The sequence below is a fragment of the Pseudoxanthomonas helianthi genome (assembly GCF_017939625.1).
Lineage (GTDB): Bacteria > Pseudomonadota > Gammaproteobacteria > Xanthomonadales > Xanthomonadaceae > Pseudoxanthomonas_A > Pseudoxanthomonas_A helianthi.
Map to the genome: position 1 here is coordinate 1,085,256 of NZ_JAGKTC010000001.1, position 22,779 is coordinate 1,108,034.

Consider the following 22,779-nt stretch of genomic DNA (forward strand, 5'->3'; position numbering starts at 1 on the left):
AATTAATTGCACTGAGCTTGACCCAACACAAACCGCCACCGTAATTGCAATTAATTGCATTGACCGATTTGCAATTAATTGCACTGGAGTTCCGCCATGCCCGAACACAAAGCAAGCGGCAAGAAGCCCGCAAAACTGAAACCGATCCAACTCAAGGCATTGGATTTCATTCTCTCCGGCCTGACCCTGACAGAGGTGTCGGAAAAGCTGGGAGTCTCTCGGCAGACCGTAAGCGAGTGGAAGAACCACAATCCCGCATTCCGCGCGAAGCTGGAAGAATTGCAAGCGGAAGCAGAAGAAGAAATGCGTAACCTCCTCCCGGCATACAACACCTTCATGCTCAGCCAGCTGCGGAAGCTGGCACAGGAAGCGCCGCCCACCATTAGGCTGGAAGCCATCCGCTATTTCTTCGACAGGTTCGGCCAGAAGGATGAAGCATCCGCAACCACGTCCGCTGCAGGCTTGAGCCCACAGGACGCCATGATTCTCGAAGTCATGCAACAGCGGAGGGGTCGTGAGATGCGCAGCGAGTGGGAGCGCAACGAATGACCATTCACAAAATGATTGTTGGCGAAGACCTAGACATGCTTCGCCTTCCTGCTAAGCGCCTAGACAAGCTTTCCCCCGACGAGAACTGTCGCTACAACAGACAGAGAACGCATAACGTGATTCGTCGCGCATGGCTCATCCATACCCAGACCGGGAAAGATATTCGCGATTGTCTCGACATGTGCTGTGTTCGTGAGTACATGCCGGAAAGTGGCGAGATGAATGACAGGGATATGAACTCCTTTGCGCTTAGCTTTGGTCTCGACGACGCGCGTTACTGCAACGATTGGCATGTTGGCTTCCCTTTCTTCGTCGAAGAAGAGGCGAATACGGTCTTCTTCCGTCACGAGGCCGGCCCCTTGCTGCGAAAGCATATGCAGCAGGCGGACACGCCCTATTTTAGGAATCCGCTTGCCGGGATGGATCCGGATAATTTGCGGGGATGCGCTTTTTACTGCATGGTGTTTCTCAAATATTCGCTGGAGGCTTGGCGAAAAAGCGCTCGTGGAGATGACCTCCAACTGAGGACTGTTCGCTTTATTGAGCAAGTGACTGGACGCGATGCGCTCCTCAGCCATACGCCATCTGAGCTGGAAGCACTCTTTGGGCTGGCCGAGTTGGGCCTCGAATTCATCGAAAGCGGCGGGGTGTTGCTGACTGATGAACCGGCCATGGAAAACGACAAGTCCGATGGGCGCATTGCGCAATTGCGGGCCGAACTCAACAAAAGAGAGATCCCATCGACGATGGGGTAGGCATCCCCGCCTAAAAGCCGCTATGTGCGCCTAGGCGGCTTTAAGCATGGAGCGAATAGCGGAGGCGTGATAAGCGTTGCCCTTGCCGTTGTAGTGGCCCTGTAGGGCCAACTGCGCGGAAATATCTCGGTAGCTCAGCCGCTTCCCTTCGCTTCCCCTTTTGCGGCGCAGCTTGCGAGCCAGTTCCACTACTTCGGGCCTGACCTCGTGATGGGACTTCCGGCCTTCGCATTTCCCTTCGGCGGCTCGCTTGCGTTCACGGGCCCCTCGCAACTTGGCAACGATGTTGGCTTTCTCGAACTGCGCGATGGCCCCCATCACCTGCCTAACAAGCTGAGCGGTCGGAGTGTCGTCTAGGAATCCGCCGGGAGTGTCCACCGCGATGAGCTCGATCCCGCGTTCCTTGAGCAGGCGGTAACCCGTCTCCTGCACGATGAGGTCGCGGGCAAAGCGGTTGGCGGTCTCGACAAGGATCACCCGAACATCGGGATTGTCGGAGAGGTAGGCAAGCAGTTCCCGGAAACCCGGCCTAGCGTCGATGGGGTCGGAGCCGGAAACGGCGGCATCGTAGTAGGCGGGCTCACGGATGACGTACCCCGCTCGCTTGGCAAAGGCTTCGATAGCCGTCCACTGGCGCACGTGGGAATCCTTGCCCTCGCCCACGTTGGTGGCGGAACTGGTGCGGAGATAGGCAACTGCCGGGATAGCCGTCTTTCGCATGGTCTGCCCCCTCCAGTGATGGGCATTGCCCCGTCGCGGAGGGGCCTTTCGGAACCGAATTGTACTTAATTCCGAAGATTAAAGTACATCGGACCGTCTAAGGACGACCTGAAGTAGAGTCACGCGGGAACGAAGGAGGCGCCATGGGCCAGCTTGTCATCTCGGAGACAGTGATTACCGCCCTCTCTAGACTCGTTGACGATGGGCAGGCTGAAGTGAAGCGTGAGCCGACGCACTCTGCCATTGAGTTTCAAATCGACAAGGCCAGGTTGTCAGCTGGTGACCCCTCAAAGACAGGCCAGGTTGTTGGCAAAGCTAAGCGTGTAAGGGGCGTCTTGAGCTGGGGAATGGAAAATGCCCCGCTGAACGCCAGCCAGTTCGCTGAAGCCCTATTGGCCGTAGTTAGGGGCTCCGGCGGCTTCAGAGAGACCTCACCGAACTACGCCGGTCGGGAGGCGATCATTGACGCAATAGCGGCGTTTCGAAGCGAGGGTTACGAACTCAGTACTGATGGCGAACTGCGCCCCCTTCTATTGGACTCGCTGTCGGGGAAGCCCCTCACCGAAGCCCTCAACGCATATGTCAGACGAGCGCGCGCAGGCGCGTTAGATGCTGCTCTTGTCACCGGGACCGGAAAGGATCTTCTTGAGGCAACCGCAAAACATGTTCTTATGACTAAGTTCGGTACAGAACCCACCATAACGAACTTTCCAACACTCCTTGCACAAGCCTTCATAGCATTAGGCCTATGCATCGAAAAATCTGCGGCACGGAGTCCACAAGAGCGAGTGGATGCCGCGCTTTATGAACTCGCGTGCGGCGTCAACGCGCTCCGCAACGCCCAAGGCATCGGACATGGCCGCCCATTCCCTTCGACCGTCAGCCCAGACGAGGCACGAATCGCAGTAGAGAGCATGGGCGCGGTAGCTGATCGTCTATTAACGCAACTCTAGACGAAATTTATAGAGGCGCGCGGAACTGGCGAAGGCATAAGGCTCTATAACCCTTTATGTCGCGGCTGCAGCGCCGCTACCGTTCTCTTGAGCAGTTCAGTTGAATCTACGCCCATCGCCTTCGCCAAGACGATGAGCGTTGTAATGGTTGGTTGGCGCTGACCGCGTTCCAGCAGCGAGATGTAAGTGCGATCCAACTCGGCCTCTAGCGCCAAATCTTGTTGCGAGAGCCCAAGACCGACTCGGGCTTGGCGCAATGTCTCGCCAAATGCCCTTTGCACCGATTTGCTATCCGTCGCCATTGGCGATGGACATTAGGTGTGGTGTGACTATAGTGCGACGGACTATAGTCTGCAATATCTCTGGCCGCCAATCGTGGGGAGAGCGGCCCGCCAAGAGATTGCCCGCACCAACTATGAAGGAGAAATTGCATGACCGACATCAAGCATCGCGCTTTGCTCTCCATGATTGCTCTATGCACCGCCCTGAGCGCCTGCAAGCCAGATCCCGCCGTCATAGCCAAAAGGGAGACTGCGGCGCAGCAGAAAACCCGACAGCGAGCCGATGTAATTGCACAAATGCGGTTCCCTCGATGCCTGTTCCTCGCGACTAACGGTGCCGAGGTAAATATCCCTATCACACTAACGGAATCGATGGATTACAACGCATGCGTAGTTGAGCAGGCAAAGAAACCTATGACGAATGAAGCATTCCACGCTGCCATTGCCAAGCTGTACCCAATGGATAAAGTGGAGAAATCAGAGAATTTTCATTGCTCAGACGCAGGAGGAGAAGAATCCTGCTCTACCAGCGGGCTATCTTGGGACCAAGACAGCTCCATCGCCGTTCGCTTCTCTCCCAAAGGAGAAGTTACCTCGATCTCGATTACATGGAGCGGTCACTCAATCGGAAAGAAGCTACGGGACCTTTGGGGCGAGCCTGCAGCGACCTTCGATAAGACAACGCGCATGCAATATCAGTATTCGACAGACTCCAGCCCAACCGTCTTCTTCATCGGCATTGGGGACGGCGAGACAAGGGTCAGCACCTACTTTTAGCTTCCATATCGCTTAGCGCATGCGCAAATACCGCTACAGGCTTACTACGCGTTGCAATTAATTGCAAAGACCCCTTCTGGCCCTTCATCTTCTTCCAAAAAACCGGGACCGAGCCGATCTCCAGCGAGCGCGCCGTCTTCATTGTCAACTTCGTAGAAGCCAGACTGCATCGAGATATGTAACTGTTAGTCCCTAAGAATCTTGAGTTTTGAGAAAGAGAATATCCAATAAAGGGGAATTGGGGTTAGTAAATTGCAGGACGGGCAACGCGTCTGCTCTGCGAGATATATCTCAACGGCATTCTTCTTTGTAATCTTCAGCCGAGCACGACAATGGCAACACTCGAGGAAACCTTTGAGGCTCTTGTTGAGAGTCCTTCCAATCGGCGACTTACCCTTAAGAAACATTGCCTCGTAGCAACCCAAAGTACTCAAGACAAGGTGACCGTAAGTATTTTCATTGACTTTTTGTATGCGATTGAAGCATTCAACAACCACTTGCACTGCAAAAATTAATGCGTACGGCAGAGAGAAGTACAGCCTGTCATATAACCTGTCGTCAGATGCGTCATTGAATATGAAATTTATTGTGTAATCTTCAGTCTTGAGGAGATCCCCCTTTGATGTAATTAAATGAGTCGCCCTCTGCCAAGTAGGCTCAAGCCCATTCTCGTAATTTTTTGAATAAATGATTTTCCAGATTGCCTCGGGATCAAACGCATCCCCAGTTGAGAGTTTTCCTATAGCGCTAGAAATTATGGAAATCTGCCTCTCTTTAGTCACCCCATTAAGAGACTTGTAGTTGTCCCTCTCAAATCTCGGGATGAAATCATCAAAGCTACCGAGAATCCAGCAAAGGAATAATAGATTCTCCTTCAGCGGCTTCCTCAACAGGCTATATCCGACTGCAAATTTGCGTTTTTCAAATGCAGTGAGTGCCTCATACAGGAAATGACAAAGATCGCTTGTTAGTCCAAGTACGAGATGGCCTAACAAATGTTGTTCATATAAAGAACGCAGATCTTTTTCCTTGAGAAAGTCGATTAAATCGAAGCTTTGTAGATCAAGGCTTGCATTCGCGGCCGCCCGATTGAATGCCCGCTCAACACGAGTATGAGCGCCAGCGGATTCATACTCGACCAGCACACGAGCCATCTGATCGTGGATAAAAAAGCAGAATTCATGGGCTCTATGATGCCGAGCAGGCATCAAAGAAAGAAACTTCCCTTCTCTTACTCCGATTTGGCTCATGTCCGCCTAATCATCCAGAGGCCGTTCACATCATTTAGTCAACTTAAGAACTGGGTACGCTCGTGGCGCAGCATTGCCACCCACTTCGTGTTTGGAAAATAGCACTTTGTCCCCCGCACTTAGACCAGCAGCCCCAAACACACAATTTGCATGAAAGAAGACATCCCCATTGTCACTTCTAATGAAGCCCCACTGCTTATGATCTTGCACTCGCTTAACAGTACCAACTTCTCGTAACGACGAGCTATAACAAAGCTCACCACAGCTACGAACAAGCTCATCAGCTGATGGTCGCTCGTCTGGATTCCTTTTCATACAGCTCTTGGCCAGATCGATGACCTGTGCAGCAAGTGGATGAAACTGAGGATTTCTCGTGACAAATTGCGGCAACTCCGCGGGGACAGCAGCAAGAATCTTATTGACTGCAAGTAGCCCAGTTCCAAAAGGCTCTACGCCTGTCGATAAGTGGAAAATCATCGCTCCAACCGACCAAATATCGGCCTTTGTCGTAATCGTCCTAGGTGCCTCGATGGCCTCAGGCGCCATATACGGAAGTGCCCCTACGGCGGTGGCTGAGAGCAGAAGAGTTTGCTCGCCACCGGCATTCGCCTCATCGATCACATCACCTGCGAGCTTGGCTACGCCGAAGTCGGTTACCTTAAGTTCCGTCAGGTTATAGCCGCCACCGATCATGATATTGGTAGGTTTTAAATCACGATGCACAACTCCCACATGGTGTGCTGCAGCAACTCCCTTTGCTACATGATGAAACACCCTTGCACACAGATACGGGTCTAGGAAGTTGACTTGTCCCAGTAAGGACTTTGCAAGATCTGCGCCCTCAATGAACTCCTCTATAAGAAATCGCCTCTCATCCTCGACCAAATAGTCGAGCGTCTTTGCAACATTAGGGTGATTAACTCTCGCCGCAACTATCGCGCTACGCTTGAACCGCTTGGATGCGGAGTTATTCTTTGGCGTCTTAAGCGCAACTTTTCTTCGTGTCAGTTCATCAATAGCTGCATATACATACTGCATACCGCCTTCTGCGTGATAATTGAGTACGCGGTAGCGGCCTCCTAACAAATCTCCAGCATCTAGAGGGCCAGTCATAGAACCACCTCCGGACGCGACAGATCAAAGGTAATGTACATGCGCATATTTCCTCGCGTAGAAGCACCGAGCGCCAAAACGCATGACTCCGGTAGAAGCTGATTGGCCGTTGCTGGCATGTAGTTGATGAAGACTTCGCCTTCCACCTCTTCGACGAAGAATTTCATTCCATCGTAGGTTATGCGCACCGACCCAACGCCATCCCATCTGGCTGATACAGTCCTATTGTCCTTATTGAGGTAGTAGGGATGACCCTTATGGACAGCCAATGCCTGATGCTTATCGAACAGCAGATGCTTCGCCAACTCATCTCGAACAGAAGCCATTAATGGACGCCGACTAGGGTCCATATGCATACATGCCTCGAGTAGACGAACAACATCTCCAGATAGCCCAGAGTTCAACCGCTCAAAAAAACCAACAGGCAGCGCCTGAGGAGGCATTGGCCGCCGCATGTCCTCTGGGAGCTGACCTGCAATAAGGTGAATCGCGGTTGCGCCAAACGCATATGTATCGACGGCCGGAGTAAACGCTACGCGCCCATCAAATAGCTCGGGCGCCGCAAAGCCATATGTTCCGATGAACCCCAGCGTTGAGGCATTTACGCCATTATTTCGTGCGAGGCCGAAGTCAAATATCTTAATGACTCCTTCCGGATCAATTTTCATGTTGTTCGGCTTGATGTCACGATGTATGACACCAGCGTCATGAATATCAGCTATGCCCGAGGCAATTTGCCAAAGGCATCTATACTTTTGTGCAACCGATACCGGGTGCCCATCCCTCCGCCAGAGGTCATTGCCCTCGATAAACTCCTGGACGACAGCCCTTCCTGCTTCGACCGGCACAAGATCGTAGACTTGCACTACATGCTTGGAACGTAGTTTCAGAAGCGCATCGATCTCGTCGGCCATTCGGCGCTCATCAGCTACATTCTGTAGCACCTTGATTGCGACAAACCTTGCGAGAGTGACGTCCTTGCATTTATAGACCGAACCCATACCGCCATTTAGCGGGCCTTCGATGACTTCATAGCGAGTCGGAAACATACCCCATCCCTCAGTCCTTTGACCCCTTGGAAAAGCTGAGCTGCACTTGCGGCGCCTGTTCCTCAATTAGATCTTCTTGAATACGTCCCTTTCTCGGCTTCTTGGACGTCTTTGTACTCCCACTTTTTTGAGCTTGCTTGCGCGCACGCTTTGGTTTTGACTTTTGCGCTACTGCAGCTTCTTCAGGCGTGCTTTGCTCTTGCCGATTCCGCTCAGTCACCGTATGGAATGTAAGTAGAGCGTCCCCGAAGCTATCCCAGATCTCCATACAGTTCTCGAGCTTTTCTTTCGACGCCGGAAATGGCAATGGCGCTGAAATTAAGGCTGCCGAGGCGTTATCTGGCCCACCCGCCCACTTCGCAATCTCCACTAACCGCCTTGCTATTACACCTTCGTCTACTCCACGCCCCGCATTTAGTACCTGCGTAAGAAGACGCTTATCGGGACTTACAAAATAGACTCCATCTGTACTTAGAAGAATCTGTTGCTCATCTTTCTTATCAAACTCAGCAATCGAGAGCACAAGCTCTTGCCCCATGCCGACAAATTGCAAAAGAAAGGATCTCTCTAGTATTTCGTCATCATAGCGACCGAGCTGACCAGCGATAGTGTCGTCCTTCGATAGCTGTTCAAGGACACTATCCTTATATGCATAGATGCGGCTATCACCGACGCTTGCCCAGCACGGGCGGCCAACTTCGCTAAAAAGCACCGCAGCTACGGTGGTACCGCCTCGTCCTCCATAGGAGCCATACACCCTCTCATTGGCTGCCATTAAGGCACGTTCCAGCCAAGCCGCCGGCTTACTCTGACCTATCTGCGCCTCTACGTAGACGGCCTCAAAAATTGTGGCGACTGATATTGCAGCGCATTGCATACCGTCACGTAGTCCTCCTATGCCATCGGCTACCACTGCAAGAACATAGGAGTTTCCGTATCTATCAGCTGCCCGACATACGGCCAACCGATCCTCATTCCGGTCACGCACACTACCAATGTCACTAGCCATGCCAATAGGCATTGGCCCAGCCCGCCGAGCTCCGCCTCGGGGGACCGCACGGAGAAGCCAGTTCGTGAGCCGGCGATGAAAGAACCCGTCGATTGATGTCATAAGTTTTCCAATTTGCCTACAGACCGACTTCTAGATGATAGCTATGGAGACAATCCTCTGCCTAAGCACCCGAAAGATGGCCAAATTGGCACTCTAGATCCTTTGAGCACACTGGCCCGACCGCTTCTGCGGGACTGCATCCTGGCGCCAAAGCCCCTCCCGAAACAAAGATGCGCGCCCTTGGCCCAGCGAAGCCATTCCCCCCCATCGGCACGCTTCGAGGGCTCCAAAGTCTGTGCAATTAATTGCAAACGCCGCTGTGGCGCTCAAAAAAAGTGCTCGCGGGGCTTTTCGTGGGACCAATTCCCTTCCGCGGGCCCCCCCTTCCATAGTCGGGAACCCGACATAACCCGACGAAACCCGACGCGGGGCCCGGAACCCCATTCTCCCCGAAGGATACGTAGAGAGGGATCCCCATGATTGACTGGAGACCTCCAGAGAGCGAACCTTGACCCCCGACCTTGACCCCCATTCCGGTCAAGGCAGGGTAAGTAACCCTTTAATTAGTAGGGTTTTTGCTGCACCCGATGGACGAGATCGCGGCGATGGAATTCCTGCTGGACAAGATGAAGAACACCAAGTCCAACGACGAGTTCTTCGCTTCGATGAAGCGGTAAGCGATTGGCCTTCCGCCGCAAGAAAAGGCCCCGCGATGCGGGGCTTTTTGTCAGACCACACACCTCTTCTAGCCGGCAGGCGCCGGTGTCACCTGCACGACGGGATTCACCGCGACCGGCTTCAACCCGGCGTCCCTTTCGGCCAATCGGCACTCGCGCGATACCTTTGCCTTGGCTTGCAATTCATCCTGCATCGCTTGCCGATCAAAGCCCTGCGTTGAAAAATTAACCGGCACTTTGACCTTGCCGGGCACCGGCTTGCCAGCCACGAGTTCCGGATCGAAGCGCAAGGTTCTAACCCAATTGCGCAGAACAGGCTCGAATTCGTGCGCCCCAGCGCGGGACGAAATTTCCTTCCGCTCGATGCTATCGATCATCGCGCGACCATTCGCATCGACGCCAAGGATCAGGACGAATTCGGCATCGGTTCCACTTCGCGCCGCGGTCCTTGGGTACGCCGGCGGAAGCAGTGGTTTGTCGTCGGCGCTTCGCAGCCCGTTGCTGTTGAAGTCAACGCCCAGCCGATACCCGCCGGCCACGGGCACTGCGCAAGCTTTCACCCCGACATATGTGGTGGCCGACTGTGGCACGCCACCGATCTTGGCAGGCTCGTATTGCCAGGCGGTAACACGTTTTTCGACAAAGTCTCGGATCGTTTCCGGTAAATCGGCAGGTGCCTCTACCTTGACCGGGTTACCGGCAGCATCTACGTCGACGCGGACGGAAACGTTGAACGCAACGAGCTTCTCTCCTTCCTTGTCCTCTTTCGCCGAAACACCGGCAGCTGTCGTCAGCACCAAAGCAAGAGTTCCCAGAGCCCACGTCCTCATTTTCGTCTCCAATTGTGATCTACCCACAGCGAACGTCCGAGAAAATCGAATTTCGGCTTTTCAGCCTGAACTAACCCGCTGATGGTCCGCAACACATCCTTCTTCGATTCTTACCTCGTCCGTTCTCCATTTAGATGAATCGTCACCAATGGCTCGCCACCGTCACCGTCAAATACCTTCGTCTCCCAACGAAGTCAGCAGCTTCGGACCCTTGCTTCCGGCGAGATAGATGCCGCCTTCCGGCAATGCATCTGGCGTAAAGGCGGCGTCATCCTGTTGGGCCCAAGCGATGCGTTCGCGCGGCCCAGGCACATAGGCTTCCCACTCCCCGTATTCGCGCTTGTCGCCGAAGGTGAAATCGACCGGTATCCGCACCGCCCACTGCGTTTGCCGGGCATCTTCGCCTTCGGTCGGCGGCTTGAATGTCCAACGGCGTGCGGCGACGATCGCGGTCCGTGCGAACTGGTTGCGGAACAGATTCATTTGCGGTTCGCTGGCGATGATCCGCAAGTTCACCTGTTCGGTCGCGACGTCACTGACGCTGCCGTCGGACGCGATTCGTATCAGCAGATAGACTGTGCCCTGCGCGCCGACTTGCGCGGCGCTTTCGGGATAGCCTGGCGGAGTCATCTTGCGACCGGTAATGCGCTCGGCTTCCGGCCGGGCTTGGTAGTCGCCGAATTCCGCGCCCCGAATCGACACCGTCATCTGGCCTTTGCCCGCCGATTTCCCCACCAGTCGCACACTCATCTTCGTGCGTACCGCGACTGGCTTGCCATCAGCGAGGACCGGCTCGAAGTGCCAGTCGGCGGCGCTGCCGCCCACGAATGCCGCAATACCCTTCGGGAGCTTCTCCGGAGAATCCAGATCTACCGCCGACACGCTGCCATCCGCCTCGATAGCGATGGTACCGGTGACCAGCAAGCTCGCCTCGGCCTGCTTGCGCACCGCGCCTGGACCATTGCCCGCAGCAGAAGCGAAATTTGCCGCTGCCAGCAGCAGGAACATCCCCAACGCCTTGCGCATATCCCCTCTCCCTGAGTCGCGTCGCGACAGCCTATTCCCACCCCTGCCGCCGTTCAACAGCACGACCCGGCCACCCCGCATAATGCCCACCCAAGGAGGTGCCCATGCACGGCGGCGGTCTGGAACTGACATTGGTGTTTTTGCTGGCCGCGGTGGCCGCGGTGCCGCTGTTCAAGCGCTTCGGCCTGGGCGCGGTGCTGGCCTACCTGGCGACCGGCGTGGTGCTGGGGCCGTATGGCTATGGGGTAGTGCGCGACGCCGACCGCATCCTCAACGCGTCGGAAATCGGCGTGGTGATGCTGCTGTTCGTGATCGGCCTGGAACTGTCGCCGGCGCGGCTGCGGGTGATGCGCAAGCCGGTGTTCGGCGCCGGTAGCCTGCAGGTCGCGCTCAGCGCGCTGGCGCTGGGTGCGATGACGCTGGCCACGGGGTTGTCGTGGAAGGCCGCGCTGGTGGTCGGCTTGGGCCTGGCCCTGTCTTCGACCGCCGTCAGCCTGCAGCTGATGGGCGAACGCAAGGAACTGGCGACCGAATACGGGCGCCTCGGTTTCGCCATCCTGCTGTTCCAGGACCTCGCCGCGATCCCGTTGCTGGCCGCGATTCCCATCCTCGGCGGCGCGCAACAGGAAGGCTTCAATCCGGTGGCGATACTGAAGGCGGTCGGCGCGATCGCCATCGTGGTGCTGGGCGGGCGCGTGCTGTTGCGCAGTCTGTTCCGCGTGGTTGCACGCACGCGCATGCCCGAGGTGTTCACCGCCAGCGCCTTGCTGGTGGTGCTGGGCACGGCGTGGTTCATGCAGCTGGCCGGATTGAGCGCCGGGCTGGGCGCGTTCCTCGCCGGCGTGATGCTGGCCGATTCCGAGTTCCGCCACGAACTGGAATCGCAGATCCGGCCGTTCGAAGGCCTGCTGCTGGGCCTGTTCTTCATCGCCGTGGGCATGGGCATCAATGTCGACCGGGTGGTCGCCGAACCGCAGATCATCGCCGCCGGCGTGCTGGCGCTGCTGCTGGTGAAGTTCGCCATCCTGTTCTTCATCGGCCTGCATCCGGGCGACCTGCGCAAGCGCGAGGCGGTGTTGCTGGGCAGCGTGCTGTGGCTGGGCGGCGAATTCGCGTTCGTCGTGTTCAACGATGCAGAACGCTTCGGCCTGCTCGACGGCACCAGCCACGACCGGCTGGTGGCGATCGTCGGCGTGTCGATGGCGCTGACGCCGTTGCTGCTGATCGGCTTGACCAAGCTGTTGGCCAAGCTACCCGACGGCAAGCCGAAGCAGGCGCGCGAGTTCGACGCGATCCCCGACGACGAATCGCAGGTGCTGATCGCCGGCATGGGCCGCTTCGGCCAGATCATCGCGCGTCTGCTGACCGCGCAACACATTCGCTTCGTCGCGCTGGAGCACAGCGCAGAGCAGGTCGACACCCTGCGCCGCTTCGGCAACCGGCTGTTCTACGGCGATCCGACCCGGCCCGAGTTGTTGCGGGCGGCCGGCGCGCAGAACGTCAAGGTGTTCGTGGTGGCGGTGGACGACGTGGACACCAACGTGCGGGTGACGCGGCTGATCCGGCGCATGTATCCGAAGGCCAAGGTATTCGCCCGCGCACGCGATCGCCAGCATGCGTGGCGGCTGATGGATCTGGGCGCGGAAGTGTTCCGTGAGACCTTCGGTTCCAGCTTGGAAATGGGCGAGGAGGTCCTGCAGGCGCTGGGCGTGCCGGCCGAAGTGGCCCGCGACCATGCGCATCGCTTCCGCCTGCACGACGAGAAGCTGCTGCGCGAACAGCATCTGGTCTACGACGACGAGAACGCGCTGATCCAGGCCTCGATGGGCGCGCGCGCCGATCTGGAGAAGTTGTTCGAAGCGGACGCGCAGGAAGCCGCGCCGAAGACGTAGTCTCTTTGTGGAGCCGAGCATGCTCGGCTGCTTTCGCCAGATTGTGAGAAGAACCAGGAGCAGCCGAGCGTGCTCGGCTCTACAAGGCTCAAAGCAGATCGGCCGAACCGGTTATCCATCGGCACCACCAGAACGGGTAGTCCTCAACCCGCTCCACTAAACCCTTGCGCAAGGGATTCTCGACGAGATAGCGGGCTTGCGCGTGCAGATCGCGCTCATCGCGAAGACGATGATCGTAGTAGCCAGCCTGCCACAACGGCCCTGTTTCGTTTTCGTATTGGTGGATAGCCCTCGCGGAGCGCGCTTTCAATGCCTGCACGCAACGACTGAGCGATCCATTATTCAGACGGAACAGCCAATGCACGTGATCCGGCATCAGCACCCAGGCGATGTGGGTGACGGTGTTTTTCGATGCCAAACGCCGCAATTCGTCCACGACAATGCCCGCATTGTGCCGGAGCGAAAGCATCGGCCTTCGGTCGCGAACCACGATGGTGACTGAGTAGCAGGCGCCGCATTGCGAAATGCGGCCGGATTGCAATCGAGGGCTGGCCATGCACCGAAGCGTGGCGAACCTGCCGGCGACGCAAAATCGGAACGTTCCATCACATGGTGTAGGGAATTTCCCAGCGGGGCCTTGTAGAGCCGAGCATGCTCGGCTGCTTTTCGCCAAGCCGCGGGAAAAATCAAGAGCAGCCGAGCATGCTCGGCTCTACAAAGCGGTGACGGATTACGCGCGCGGCTCGCGCAGGAAGCGGGCCAGCGGCGCACCAGGGATGGCCGGGGCGAATTGCGCGGCGACATCGACGAAGCCGCGCATCACCGCGATTTCGCGCGGGCTGCGGTTCAACGCATCGCGCAAGTCGGGGTCGGCGCCGGCACGCAACAGGCGCTGCACCACTTGCAGCAAGCCATGCAATGCGGCCAGGTGCAGCGGGCCGAAACCGCGCGGATCCTGCACGTCCAGCGAGACTTCCTCGTCCAGCAGGCGCTCCAGCGCGGCCAGCACCACGTCCTCGTCGCAGGCGGTGCCCGGCTCCGCGCGTGCGCCCAGCAACAGCAACAACGGCGTCACCGCGCCGGCGGCGACGCTTTCCGCCTCGGCGCCGGCCAACAACAAGGTGTCGAACAACGCGACCAGGCGCGAACGGTCGCGGGCGACGAAGCCGTACAGCGCAGCGCAATGCAGCGGGGTCAAGCCTTGCGCATCGCTGGCGTGCACGTCGGCGCCTGCGCTGAGCAAGCGCGCGACGATGTCGGGCAGTCCCAACGCCGCGGCCAGCATCAGCACGGTGACGCCGCCGGGCAGGCGGTGTTCGAGTTGCGCGCCGGCCTGCAGCAGCACCGCGACGATCTCCGCCTGGCGCATGCTGACCGCCGCCGACAGGGGCGTGGCGCCGGTGTTCGCCGCGCGTTGCGGATCGGCGCCCCGCGCCAGCAGCACGTCGACCGTGGCGCGATGGCCACCGCCAGCCGCGCGCAGCAGCGCGGTGCAGCCCTGCTCGTCGACGGAATCGACGGCGAAGCCGAGATCAAGCAGTCGCCGTACCGCATCGGCGTCGCCGGCCATCGCCGCGGCCGGCAGGTCGGCGGCGCGCAACGCGCGGCGCGGCAGCGGCCAGCCGCGCCAATCCAGCCAGTCGGCGAGGTCGCGGCGGCCGGCGGCGAGAGTCACGCCCAGTGGCGTCTGCCCGTCCGCGGCGCGCGCGCCGGGGGCAGCACCGTGCGCGATCAAGCGCTTCAGCGCCGACTCGCGGCCCAGCGCCGCGGCCAGGTGCAGCGCGGTCATGCCGCGCGGGTCGCGCGCTTCCAGGTTCACGCCGATGTCCAGCAGGCGTTCGAGCAGGCGCGGCGCATCGAGGCGCACGGCCAGCGCCAGCGTCGGATCGCCATGCTTCGAGGGCGCGAACGGATCGGCACCGCGCTCCAACAGTTCCAACGCGAGATTTTCGACGTCGGGCGAAGGCGAAGTCGCCGCGCCCAGCCAACGCGCCAAGCCTCCCGCGCCGGCCGGCGAAGCGCCGGCATCCAGCAGCACGCGCAGCGACGGCAGTGCGGTGCGGCCCAGGCCCAGCAGGGCGAACAGCGGCGTTTCGCCGACGCCATTCACCACTTCGAAGCGCGCGCCATGGGCGAGCAGCCAGCGCAGCGCACCGGCATCGAGATCGGGATCGTGCAGCAGTCCGCCCAGCTCGTCGGCGGTGCACAGCCTGACCAGCGCGTCGAGGCCATCGCTGCGGCCTTCCTGCAAGGCGTCGCGCAGCAGGCCGAGCGGCGCGCGGTCCGGCGCGGGTTCGTCGCCGGGGCGCACCGCCGCGGGCAATGCATAGTCCGGGTCGAGCGCCGATACCAGCGACCAGCGGCCGGCGGACGCGGCGACATCGATCGGGCGCTTGCCCGCAGCATCGACCTGCTCCGGATCGACACCCCATTCCAGCAGGCGCCGCACCAAGGCCGGCGACACGTCTTCGGCGGCGCTGGCGAGATGCAGCGCATTGCGGCCTTCGGCATCGTTCACCGCGGCGGGCGCGCCGGCGGCGGCAAGTTTTTCCAGCGCGGGAAGACGTGCGCCGCGCGCGGCTTCGAGCCACGGCGTGCGCCCCTGCGCGTCGGCCGCCTGAACATCGGCGCCGGCGGCCAGCAGGATATCGATGATTTCCACGTGCCCGGCGAGCGCGGCTTCGTGCAGCGCGCTGCGGCCGCTCGCGTTGCGGGTGTCGGCCTTGGCCTTGTACTTCAGCAGCAACTGCACGCCGGCGGGATCGTCTTCCTCGGTCGCGGCGGCAGCCAGCAGGACGGGCTGGCCGCGCGGCGGTTCGGGTTTCGCGCCGCGTTCGAGCAGGAACTTGGCCAGGCGCCAGTTGCCGGCGATGCAGGCGATGCCGAGCGGGGTGAAGCCATCGGCGTTCAGCGCGTCGATCTCGGCCGCGGCATCGCGCAGCAACGCGGCGACGCCCGGATCGGAACTGCGCGCGGCGTGGTGCAGCGGCGTGTTGCCGTCGGCATCGGTGGCGCGCGGATCGGCGCCGTTGGCCAGCAGGGTGGTCACCGCATCGGGCCGACCGTGCCAGCTGTCGCGAGTCGCGGCCAGCAGCGGGGTCACGCCGGCCTGGGCGAGGTTGAGGTTCACGCCGCGTGCGATCAGTGCGCGCAACAGGCGCAGGTCGGGCAATACCGCGGCGAGCGCGGCGAGGCTGCGCTGGTCGCGACTGTCGGCGGGCGGCATCGCGTGCGCGTCGGCGCCGGCATCGAGCAATTGCAGCGCGCGCTCGACCCGGCCGGTACGCGCGGCTTCGTACAACTCGGCTTGCGCGGCGCGATCCGGCTCCAGGCCGCGCGCGGGGTTCGACGGCGGCTCGGAAACCGCGGGCGCCTTCATTTCGACCACCGGCAAATCGAACGAAGATTCGCGCGGCGAAAGTTCGACTTCGGCCAGGGCTTCGGCCTGCGGCGCGCGCTGCACGCCCCAATGCAGCACCGGCAGCAGCAGTGCGTAGACGATGGCGAACGGCCAGCGCAACGGCGCAGCGAGCAGCCCCGGCCAGGCCAAGACAATGCCGCCGGCCAACACCAACGCCAGCAATGCGGCGACGCCCAGGCCGCTCCAGGTCCATACGTGGCGGCCGGCGAGGGCAGGGCGTCGGCCGCCTTCGCGTTCCAGTCCCCACCACAGCGGCCAACTCCACCACAGCGCCAGCACGATGGCGGCGATGGCTGCGCTCAGCCCCAACGCGGCGCCCAGGCTGCCGCTGCCGCGCAATGCCTGCAGCGGCCACGCCGACAGCAGGGCGGCCCCGGCGAAGCCGCCGGCCCACGACGCAAGCAGCGTGCCGGCATCACGCCCGGCGAAACCCGGCGCCCGACTGCCCCGCCACCAGGAAACGCCCAGCGCGGCCAAAGACTGCGCCAGCAGTGCCGCGACGACGGCCGGCCATTCGCCGAACCCGCCCAGCGCCGCGACGACTACCGCCAAACCGGTGGCGATGCGGGCGTGGGAGCGCGCGTTCGCCTCAGCCATCGGCACGCTCGCCGGGCACGACTTGCGGTGGGAACTGGATGTGGAAACCGCGCGCGGCCAGGTTGTTGCGCACCACTTCCACGTCTTCGCGGGCCAGCTTGCGCTCGGGGGTCAGCGCCACTTCCAGCACGAAGCCGAGCGGGCCCAGTTGGGTGCGCAATGGTTCCGGCAGGCGGGCGAAGTCGTCGCGCGCGGCCAGGTACACGAAAGTGTCGGCCTTGCGCTGGCTTTTGTAGACGTAGGCTTGCATCCAGGCGCCGGCCCTGCGGGGAACAAGCTGAATTGTGCGGGAAATGCGCAAGCGGCGGAACCCGCGCGCGCGTTCGCCGCAGCCTCCCGGTCGGCTTCGTGCACGGACTGTTAACCTTGCGGCTTCGCCACGACCCGGGTCCGATTCGATGCGCTCCGCCCTGCTTGCCGTCCTGTTCCTGCCTGCCGTCGCCATCGCGCAGGACGTGCCCCTGACCATCGAACAGGTCATGGCCGACCCGGACTGGATCGGTCCGCCGGTCGAACAAGCCTGGTGGGCCTGGGACGGCAAGTCCGTGCAGTACACGCTGAAGCGCGAAGGCAGCCTGGTCCGCGACACCTTCGTCCAGCCGGTCGCGGGCGGCGCGGCACAACGCATCGGCGATGGCGAGCGCGGCTCGCTCGATGCGCCTGCGGCAGCCTACGACGCGCAGCGCACGCGCATGGCCTTCGTCCGCAACGGCGACATCTTCGTCCGCGACCTGCGCAGCGGCGCATTGACCCAGTTGACCCGCAGCGAAGCGGTCGAAAGCCAGCCGCGCTTTTCCCCGGACGGCGGCGTGGTCTGGCGCGCAGGCACCGACTGGTTCCGCTGGACGCCACAGGGCGGCGTGGCCCAGGCGGCGATCGTCAAGGCGGAAAAGGATCCCGACGCCGCACCCAAGCCCGACGCGCTGCGCGAACAGCAATTGCGCACCCTGCAGACGCTGGCGAAGGACCGCGCCCTGCGCGAGGAAGCGCGCAAGCAGGCCGAGGCCTGGCGCCGCGCCGATCCGACCCGTGCGCCGTTGCCGGCCTACCTGGGCGACGACGTCACCATCATCGACAGCGCGCTGTCCCCGGACGCGCGCTGGCTGCTGGTGGTGACCCAGCCGAAGGGCGCCGACCCTGGCCAGGCCGGCAAGATGCCCAAGTACGTGACCGAATCCGGGTACGAGGAATTCGAGGAAACCCACACCCGCGTCGGCCGCAATACGCCACCGGGGCAGAAGTTGTGGCTGGTCGATGCGGCCGGCGCGTCGGTGCGCGAGCTGAAGTTCGACGCCCTGCCCGGCATCGCCGACGATCCGTTGGCCGCGCTGCGCAAGCGGGCAGGCAAGGAACCGCTGAAAGGCAACCGCGACGTGCAGGTCGCCACCAGCGGCGACAACGGCGACGCTTCCAACCTGCGCTGGAGCGACGACGGCCGCAGCGCCGCGGTGATGGTCCGCGCGATCGACAACAAGGACCGCTGGATCGCCACGATCGACCTCGCCAACGCGAAGCTGCAGCCGCGCCATCGCCTGCACGACGACGCATGGATCAACTGGGGCTTCAACGATTTCGGCTGGCTGCCGGACAGCCGCACGCTGTGGTGGCTGTCCGAGGAAAAGGGCTGGTCGCACCTGTATGCCAGCGATGGCGGCAAGCCGCGCGCGCTGACTTCGGGGCATTGGGAAGCCTCGCAGCCGCAGGTGTCGGCCGACGGCCGCGCGCTGTTCTTCCTGTGCAACCGCCAGCGGCCCGGCGTCTATGAAGTCTGTGCGGTCGGCACCGGCGGCGGCGAGGTCCGCGAAGTCACCTCGCTGCGCGGCGTCGAGGATTTCAGCCTGTCTCCGGACGGATCGAGCTTGCTGGTGCGGCATTCCTCCAGTTACCTGCCGCCGCAGCTCAGCGTGGTGTCCACGAACGGCGGACAGGCGCACCCGCTGACCGACACGCGCAGCGCCGCGTTCAAGTCACGCGAATGGATCCAGCCGGAAATGGTGCAGGTGCCGTCGAAACATGGCCCCGGCACGGTCTGGGGCAAGTTCTACGGTCCGAAGCAATACGAACCGGGCCGCAAATACCCGATCGTGATGTTCGTGCACGGCGCCGGTTACCTGCAGAACGTCAGCGATCGTTACCCGAACTACTTCCGCGAGCAGATGTTCCATAACCTGCTGGTGCAGAAGGGCTACGTGGTGCTCGACCTCGATTATCGCGGCAGCGAAGGCTACGGCCGCGACTGGCGTACCGCGATCTACCGCAACATGGGCCACCCGGAGCTCGACGACTATCTCGACGGCCTCGACTGGCTGGTCGCGAACAAGCAGGGCGACCGCGACCGGGCCGGCATCTACGGCGGCAGCTACGGCGGCTTCATGACCTTCATGGCGCTGTTCCGCAAGCCGGGCGTATTCAAGGCCGGCGCCGCGCTGCGCCCGGTGGTCGACTGGACCCAGTACAACCACGAGTACACCAGCAACATCCTCAACACGCCGGAACTCGACCCCGAGGCGTACAAGACCTCTTCGCCGATCGAGTACGCCGCCGGCCTGCAGGACCACCTGCTGATCGCCCACGGCATGATCGACGACAACGTGTTCTTCAAGGACTCGGTCGACCTGACCCAGAAGCTGATCGAACTGCACAAGGACAACTGGAGCATCGCGCCGTATCCCCTGGAGCGGCACGGCTTCACCCGCGCGGATTCGTGGCTGGACGAGTACAAGCGGGTGCTGAAGCTGTTCGAGGACAACCTGAAATGAACCCGCCGGGCACTGGCAGTTCCTTCGTCACCGTGATGGCGTGGATTTCCATCGCGCTGGGCGTGCTGGGCGCCGTGTCGGGGCTGATGCAGGCCGCGTTGCTGCCGGCGTTGCCGGTCGAGGCGATGCTGCAGCCGTTGGAAGGCACCGAAGCGAGCCTGCCTCCCGCGCTTGCCTGGATGTTCGGTCACCTGCAACTGCTCAACCTGCTGTCGCTGCTGTCTTCGGCGCTGTTCGCCTGGGTCTCCTGGGGATTGCTGAAGCGGCGCGAATGGGGCCGGCTCGGCTTCATCGGCTTCCTCGTGCTCGGCGCGCTGGCGGGCATCGTGGGGGCAGCGTGGTTCGGCCACATCCTCGATGGTCTCGGCGGCGGTGAAGACATGGACCCGATGCTGCAATCGCTGCAATCCGCGATGCGGACGATGATGTGGTTGGGCGCCGTCCTGGTGGTGGTGCTGCACGGGGCCATCGTGTGGAAGTTGTGCTCGCCGACGGTCCGCGCGGAATTCGCTCTCGCTGCTTCCCCGTAGGAGCGTCCTTCAGGGCGCGACCCGGTGCGCCATCCAACGAATCGACCTCGCGAACCGGATCCATGGTCGCGCCCTGAAGGACGCTCCTACAATCGACGACAGCCATTCGGAACACGCCAACGGAGAACACGATGAGCGCGACGCCTCCCGAACTTCCACCACTCGCTGCCACGCAGCTGCGGCCCACGGGCAGTTTCGTCACCGTCATCGGCTGGATCGCCTTCGCGCTGGCGCTTCTGGGCGCGTTCTACGGGCTGACCCAGGTCCTCGGCGGTTTGTTCATGCCGAAGGATTTCTACCTGCGCATGATGAATCCCGCGGGGCAGCCGCTATCGTTGCCACCGCTGATGCAGTGGCTCTACACCCACACGCTGCTGGTCGGCAGCATCGAACTGGTCCTGTCATCGCTGTTCGCCTGGGTGTCGTGGAACCTGTTGAAGCGCCGCGACTGGGCGCGCATCGCCTTCATCGCTTTCCTGCTGCTCGGCGTGGCCTGGCAATTCGGTTCGCTGTGGATGATGCGGCAGATCGTCGGAGGTACGCTGGCCGCGCAGAACGCCGCGATGCCGCCGGGCCAGGCGATGCCGGAGGAGTTCGCCGAAACGATGACGAACGTGGCGATGCTGATGGGCGGCGCGGTGGGCCTGCTGATCGCCGCCCTGCTCGGCTGGGTGGCGTGGAAATTCACCACGCGCAAGGTGCGCGACGAGTTCGTTCGCTGACGGCACTTGTGGGTGCGGCTGCGGCCGCGAGGCTTCTCCGCACCGTTAGATCGCGGCTGTAGCCGCTCCCACGGTACTCCGCGCCACAGCATCTACAATGCGCGCATGGAGAATTCGATCGACCCCGTCCGCGCCTACCTGACCGACCTGCAGGACCGCATCTGCGCCGCCATCGAGGCCGCCGATGGCAGCGCGCGCTTTGCCGAAGACAACTGGCAGCGCCCCGAGGGCGGCGGCGGGCGCACGCGCGTGCTGCGCGACGGGGCGGTGTTCGAGCAGGCCGGCATCGGCTTTTCCGATGTGTCCGGCACGCGGTTGCCGCCTTCGGCGAGCGCGGCGCGGCCGGAACTGGCCGGCGCGGCGTGGCGCGCGGTCGGCGTGTCGCTGGTGTTTCACCCGCGCAATCCGTACCTGCCCACCACCCACGCCAACGTGCGCCATTTCCGCGCCGAGCGCGACGGCGAAACCGTGGCCTGGTGGTTCGGTGGCGGCTTCGACCTGACCCCGTTCTACCCGTTCGACGAAGACGTGCGCCTCTGGCACCGCACCGCACGCGACCTGTGCGAGCCATTCGGCGGCGCGGAGCGCTATGCCGCGCACAAGCGCTGGTGCGACGAATACTTCTTCCTGAAGCACCGCAACGAAACGCGCGGCGTCGGCGGCCTGTTCTTCGACGACCTGCACGACGACTTCGAGCGCGACTTCGCCTATCTGCGCGCGGTCGGCGACGGTTTCCTCGACGCCTACCTGCCGATCGTCGAGCGCCGCAAGGACACGCCGCACGGCGAGCGCGAACGCGAATTCCAGTTGTACCGGCGCGGCCGCTACGTCGAGTTCAACCTGGTCTACGACCGCGGCACCCTGTTCGGCCTACAGAGCGGCGGCCGCGCGGAGAGCATCCTGATGAGCCTGCCGCCGCGGGTGCGCTGGGAATATGGCTTCCAGCCCGAAGCCGGCAGCGCCGAAGCGCGCCTGGCCGATTACCTGCGTCCGCGCGACTGGCTGGGCGAAGCGGCCTAGCCGGTCTGGCCCTCGCGGGTTTCGATGGTGATGTGGCCGTTGGTTTCCAGGATCGCCAGGCGGATATCGTTTTCGTGCGCGCATCCCGACTCGCGCATCGCCTTGCGGAAATCGGCGTCGCTGACCAGTTCGCGCTTCAGCACGTTGCGATAGACGTGGCCGTCCCGGGCCACCAGCACCGGCTCGCCTTCGACCAGCCTGCGCATGCGCGGATAGCGCGCCGACAGCCACGCGACCGCGTAGTTCAGCACGATCAGCGTCGACGCCATCACCACCGCGCCGGTCAGCGAATTGTCGCCGCCATTGATGCCGTTCTGCACCGCGTTGCCGATCAGGATCAACAGGATCAGGTCGAACGGCGTGAACTGGCCGACCGCGCGCTTTCCCGACACCCGGATCAGTACCATCACCAAGAGGTAGATCGCGACCCCGCGCAGCACGAAGTGCCACCACGGCGCGTTCATCTGGAACAACTCAGCCATCGTGTGCCCCCAAGTCCCGAATCTCTCCAGCCGCGATATTCCCACATGGAGGAAAGCCCCCCTTTAGTAAAGGGGGCGTGGCGAAGCCGCGGGGGTTTGGGTGCACTAGCCGAGGCCCGAAGTTTGCGCAGCAAACCTTGGGTTTTTATTGGCCGCCAAAAGGCGGCCAATAAAAAGCCCCGCAGACCAGGGGGAGGTCGGCGGGGCCAGGGAACGTGGCCTGGGGAGGGGCCGCCGTTCCAGTAGATCGCGCTCCAGGGGATGGGAGGGATCTGCGACAGACCTTGCATCTGTCGGGTGCTATGGGAACACGAAACACATACAC

At 61.6% G+C, this 22,779-nt stretch carries 21 protein-coding genes; 9 read left to right on the plus strand and 12 right to left on the minus strand.

The annotated features are described in order from the left end of the window. The first annotated feature begins 96 nt into the window (after positions 1-96). Entirely contained in the window at positions 97-549 is a 453-nt protein-coding gene (locus J5837_RS04900; RefSeq protein ID WP_210535586.1) for a helix-turn-helix domain-containing protein, read from the plus strand. Then, positions 546-1,304 carry a hypothetical protein gene (locus J5837_RS04905; protein ID WP_210535587.1) on the plus strand — a complete coding sequence of 253 codons (759 nt, stop codon included), beginning with the start codon at positions 546-548 and terminating at the stop codon, positions 1,302-1,304. Before J5837_RS04900 ends, J5837_RS04905 begins: the two co-directional genes overlap by 4 nt. A 30-nt stretch (positions 1,305-1,334) precedes the next feature. On the opposite strand, the gene J5837_RS04910 is transcribed toward J5837_RS04905, so the two are convergent. Then, positions 1,335-2,024 carry a recombinase family protein gene (locus J5837_RS04910; protein WP_210535588.1) on the minus strand — a complete coding sequence of 230 codons (690 nt, stop codon included), beginning with the start codon at positions 2,022-2,024 and terminating at the stop codon, positions 1,335-1,337. 143 nt (positions 2,025-2,167) lie between these two features. On the opposite strand from J5837_RS04910, the gene J5837_RS04915 reads away from it, so the two are divergent. After that, positions 2,168-2,977, plus strand: a complete 810-nt coding sequence (locus J5837_RS04915) for an abortive infection family protein (RefSeq protein ID WP_210535589.1) — start codon at positions 2,168-2,170, stop codon at positions 2,975-2,977. A 44-nt stretch (positions 2,978-3,021) separates the two neighbouring features. Here the strand turns inward: J5837_RS04915 and J5837_RS16620 are convergent, their stop codons facing one another. Beyond that, entirely contained in the window at positions 3,022-3,279 is a 258-nt protein-coding gene (locus J5837_RS16620; RefSeq protein ID WP_210535590.1) for a helix-turn-helix domain-containing protein, read from the minus strand. A gap of 129 nt (positions 3,280-3,408) precedes the next feature. Here J5837_RS16620 and J5837_RS04925 point away from each other — a divergent pair, with 129 nt between their 5' ends. Continuing rightward, positions 3,409-4,035, plus strand: a complete 627-nt coding sequence (locus J5837_RS04925) for a hypothetical protein (protein ID WP_210535591.1) — start codon at positions 3,409-3,411, stop codon at positions 4,033-4,035. Between the two features lie 185 nt (positions 4,036-4,220). Here J5837_RS04925 and J5837_RS04930 read toward each other — a convergent pair whose 3' ends face one another. The 6 genes from J5837_RS04930 to J5837_RS04955 form a co-directional block, all read right to left on the minus strand. Then, positions 4,221-5,285, minus strand: coding sequence for a hypothetical protein (locus J5837_RS04930; RefSeq protein ID WP_210535592.1), 1,065 nt, complete (start codon positions 5,283-5,285; stop codon positions 4,221-4,223). Between the two features lie 30 nt (positions 5,286-5,315). Next, on the minus strand, positions 5,316-6,398 hold the full coding sequence (locus J5837_RS04935; protein WP_210535593.1) for a serine/threonine-protein kinase: 1,083 nt from the start codon (positions 6,396-6,398) through the stop codon (positions 5,316-5,318). After that, positions 6,395-7,447: a serine/threonine-protein kinase gene (locus J5837_RS04940; protein WP_210535594.1), complete on the minus strand. Its 1,053-nt coding sequence runs from the start codon at positions 7,445-7,447 to the stop codon at positions 6,395-6,397. Before J5837_RS04940 ends, J5837_RS04935 begins: the two co-directional genes overlap by 4 nt. 10 nt (positions 7,448-7,457) lie before the next feature. Continuing rightward, positions 7,458-8,456 (minus strand): PP2C family protein-serine/threonine phosphatase, encoded by a 999-nt coding sequence (locus J5837_RS04945; RefSeq protein WP_210535595.1) that lies wholly within the window; start codon positions 8,454-8,456, stop codon positions 7,458-7,460. Positions 8,457-9,243: 787 nt separating this feature from the next. Then, positions 9,244-10,005, minus strand: a complete 762-nt coding sequence (locus J5837_RS04950; protein ID WP_210535596.1) for an energy transducer TonB — start codon at positions 10,003-10,005, stop codon at positions 9,244-9,246. A 168-nt stretch (positions 10,006-10,173) separates the two neighbouring features. Then, positions 10,174-11,013 carry an energy transducer TonB gene (locus J5837_RS04955; protein WP_244755625.1) on the minus strand — a complete coding sequence of 280 codons (840 nt, stop codon included), beginning with the start codon at positions 11,011-11,013 and terminating at the stop codon, positions 10,174-10,176. 122 nt (positions 11,014-11,135) lie between these two features. Here J5837_RS04955 and J5837_RS04960 point away from each other — a divergent pair, with 122 nt between their 5' ends. Next, on the plus strand, positions 11,136-12,923 hold the full coding sequence (locus tag J5837_RS04960; protein ID WP_210535598.1) for a monovalent cation:proton antiporter-2 (CPA2) family protein: 1,788 nt from the start codon (positions 11,136-11,138) through the stop codon (positions 12,921-12,923). 88 nt (positions 12,924-13,011) lie between these two features. On the opposite strand, the gene J5837_RS04965 is transcribed toward J5837_RS04960, so the two are convergent. The 3 genes from J5837_RS04965 to J5837_RS04975 all read right to left on the minus strand — a co-directional run bounded on the left by J5837_RS04965 (position 13,012) and on the right by J5837_RS04975 (position 17,191). After that, positions 13,012-13,479 (minus strand): REP-associated tyrosine transposase, encoded by a 468-nt coding sequence (locus J5837_RS04965; RefSeq protein ID WP_210535599.1) that lies wholly within the window; start codon positions 13,477-13,479, stop codon positions 13,012-13,014. 174 nt (positions 13,480-13,653) lie between these two features. Beyond that, positions 13,654-16,941, minus strand: coding sequence for an ankyrin repeat domain-containing protein (locus tag J5837_RS04970; protein ID WP_210535600.1), 3,288 nt, complete (start codon positions 16,939-16,941; stop codon positions 13,654-13,656). After that, positions 16,934-17,191: a YcgL domain-containing protein gene (locus J5837_RS04975; RefSeq protein ID WP_210535601.1), complete on the minus strand. Its 258-nt coding sequence runs from the start codon at positions 17,189-17,191 to the stop codon at positions 16,934-16,936. Before J5837_RS04975 ends, J5837_RS04970 begins: the two co-directional genes overlap by 8 nt. Before the next feature lie 148 nt (positions 17,192-17,339). On the opposite strand from J5837_RS04975, the gene J5837_RS04980 reads away from it, so the two are divergent. The 4 genes from J5837_RS04980 (at position 17,340) to hemF (ending at position 21,972) form a co-directional block, all read left to right on the plus strand. Further along, on the plus strand, positions 17,340-19,700 hold the full coding sequence (locus J5837_RS04980; protein WP_210535602.1) for an alpha/beta hydrolase family protein: 2,361 nt from the start codon (positions 17,340-17,342) through the stop codon (positions 19,698-19,700). After that, positions 19,697-20,230, plus strand: coding sequence for a hypothetical protein (locus J5837_RS04985; RefSeq protein ID WP_210535603.1), 534 nt, complete (start codon positions 19,697-19,699; stop codon positions 20,228-20,230). The genes J5837_RS04980 and J5837_RS04985 overlap by 4 nt, the downstream gene beginning before the upstream one ends. 131 nt (positions 20,231-20,361) lie before the next feature. After that, complete coding sequence (locus tag J5837_RS04990; protein WP_210535604.1) at positions 20,362-20,952, plus strand: hypothetical protein; 591 nt, start codon at positions 20,362-20,364, stop codon at positions 20,950-20,952. Positions 20,953-21,057: 105 nt separating this feature from the next. After that, entirely contained in the window at positions 21,058-21,972 is a 915-nt protein-coding gene (hemF, locus tag J5837_RS04995; protein WP_210535605.1) for an oxygen-dependent coproporphyrinogen oxidase, read from the plus strand. Here the strand turns inward: hemF and J5837_RS05000 are convergent. Continuing rightward, entirely contained in the window at positions 21,969-22,454 is a 486-nt protein-coding gene (locus J5837_RS05000; RefSeq protein WP_210535606.1) for a DUF421 domain-containing protein, read from the minus strand. The genes hemF and J5837_RS05000 overlap by 4 nt on opposite strands. Positions 22,455-22,779 lie beyond the last annotated feature (325 nt).

Excerpts from the sequence above, each read along its gene's own strand:
- J5837_RS04950 (WP_210535596.1), bottom strand. The coding sequence starts at position 10,005 with ATGAGGACGTGGGCTCTGGGAACTCTTGCTTTGGTGCTGACGACAGCT.
- J5837_RS16620 (WP_210535590.1), bottom strand. The coding sequence starts at position 3,279 with ATGGCGACGGATAGCAAATCGGTGCAAAGGGCATTTGGCGAGACATTG.
- J5837_RS04965 (WP_210535599.1), bottom strand. The coding sequence starts at position 13,479 with ATGGCCAGCCCTCGATTGCAATCCGGCCGCATTTCGCAATGCGGCGCC.
- J5837_RS04930 (WP_210535592.1), bottom strand. The coding sequence starts at position 5,285 with ATGAGCCAAATCGGAGTAAGAGAAGGGAAGTTTCTTTCTTTGATGCCT.
- J5837_RS04960 (WP_210535598.1), top strand. The coding sequence starts at position 11,136 with ATGCACGGCGGCGGTCTGGAACTGACATTGGTGTTTTTGCTGGCCGCG.
- J5837_RS05000 (WP_210535606.1), bottom strand. The coding sequence starts at position 22,454 with ATGGCTGAGTTGTTCCAGATGAACGCGCCGTGGTGGCACTTCGTGCTG.
- J5837_RS04925 (WP_210535591.1), top strand. The coding sequence starts at position 3,409 with ATGACCGACATCAAGCATCGCGCTTTGCTCTCCATGATTGCTCTATGC.
- J5837_RS04990 (WP_210535604.1), top strand. The coding sequence starts at position 20,362 with ATGAGCGCGACGCCTCCCGAACTTCCACCACTCGCTGCCACGCAGCTG.
- J5837_RS04975 (WP_210535601.1), bottom strand. The coding sequence starts at position 17,191 with ATGCAAGCCTACGTCTACAAAAGCCAGCGCAAGGCCGACACTTTCGTG.
- J5837_RS04935 (WP_210535593.1), bottom strand. The coding sequence starts at position 6,398 with ATGACTGGCCCTCTAGATGCTGGAGATTTGTTAGGAGGCCGCTACCGC.
- J5837_RS04985 (WP_210535603.1), top strand. The coding sequence starts at position 19,697 with ATGAACCCGCCGGGCACTGGCAGTTCCTTCGTCACCGTGATGGCGTGG.
- J5837_RS04910 (WP_210535588.1), bottom strand. The coding sequence starts at position 2,024 with ATGCGAAAGACGGCTATCCCGGCAGTTGCCTATCTCCGCACCAGTTCC.
- J5837_RS04945 (WP_210535595.1), bottom strand. The coding sequence starts at position 8,456 with ATGGCTAGTGACATTGGTAGTGTGCGTGACCGGAATGAGGATCGGTTG.
- J5837_RS04940 (WP_210535594.1), bottom strand. The coding sequence starts at position 7,447 with ATGTTTCCGACTCGCTATGAAGTCATCGAAGGCCCGCTAAATGGCGGT.
- J5837_RS04955 (WP_244755625.1), bottom strand. The coding sequence starts at position 11,013 with ATGTTCCTGCTGCTGGCAGCGGCAAATTTCGCTTCTGCTGCGGGCAAT.
- J5837_RS04980 (WP_210535602.1), top strand. The coding sequence starts at position 17,340 with ATGCGCTCCGCCCTGCTTGCCGTCCTGTTCCTGCCTGCCGTCGCCATC.
- J5837_RS04900 (WP_210535586.1), top strand. The coding sequence starts at position 97 with ATGCCCGAACACAAAGCAAGCGGCAAGAAGCCCGCAAAACTGAAACCG.
- J5837_RS04915 (WP_210535589.1), top strand. The coding sequence starts at position 2,168 with ATGGGCCAGCTTGTCATCTCGGAGACAGTGATTACCGCCCTCTCTAGA.
- J5837_RS04970 (WP_210535600.1), bottom strand. The coding sequence starts at position 16,941 with ATGGCTGAGGCGAACGCGCGCTCCCACGCCCGCATCGCCACCGGTTTG.
- hemF (WP_210535605.1), top strand. The coding sequence starts at position 21,058 with ATGGAGAATTCGATCGACCCCGTCCGCGCCTACCTGACCGACCTGCAG.
- J5837_RS04905 (WP_210535587.1), top strand. The coding sequence starts at position 546 with ATGACCATTCACAAAATGATTGTTGGCGAAGACCTAGACATGCTTCGC.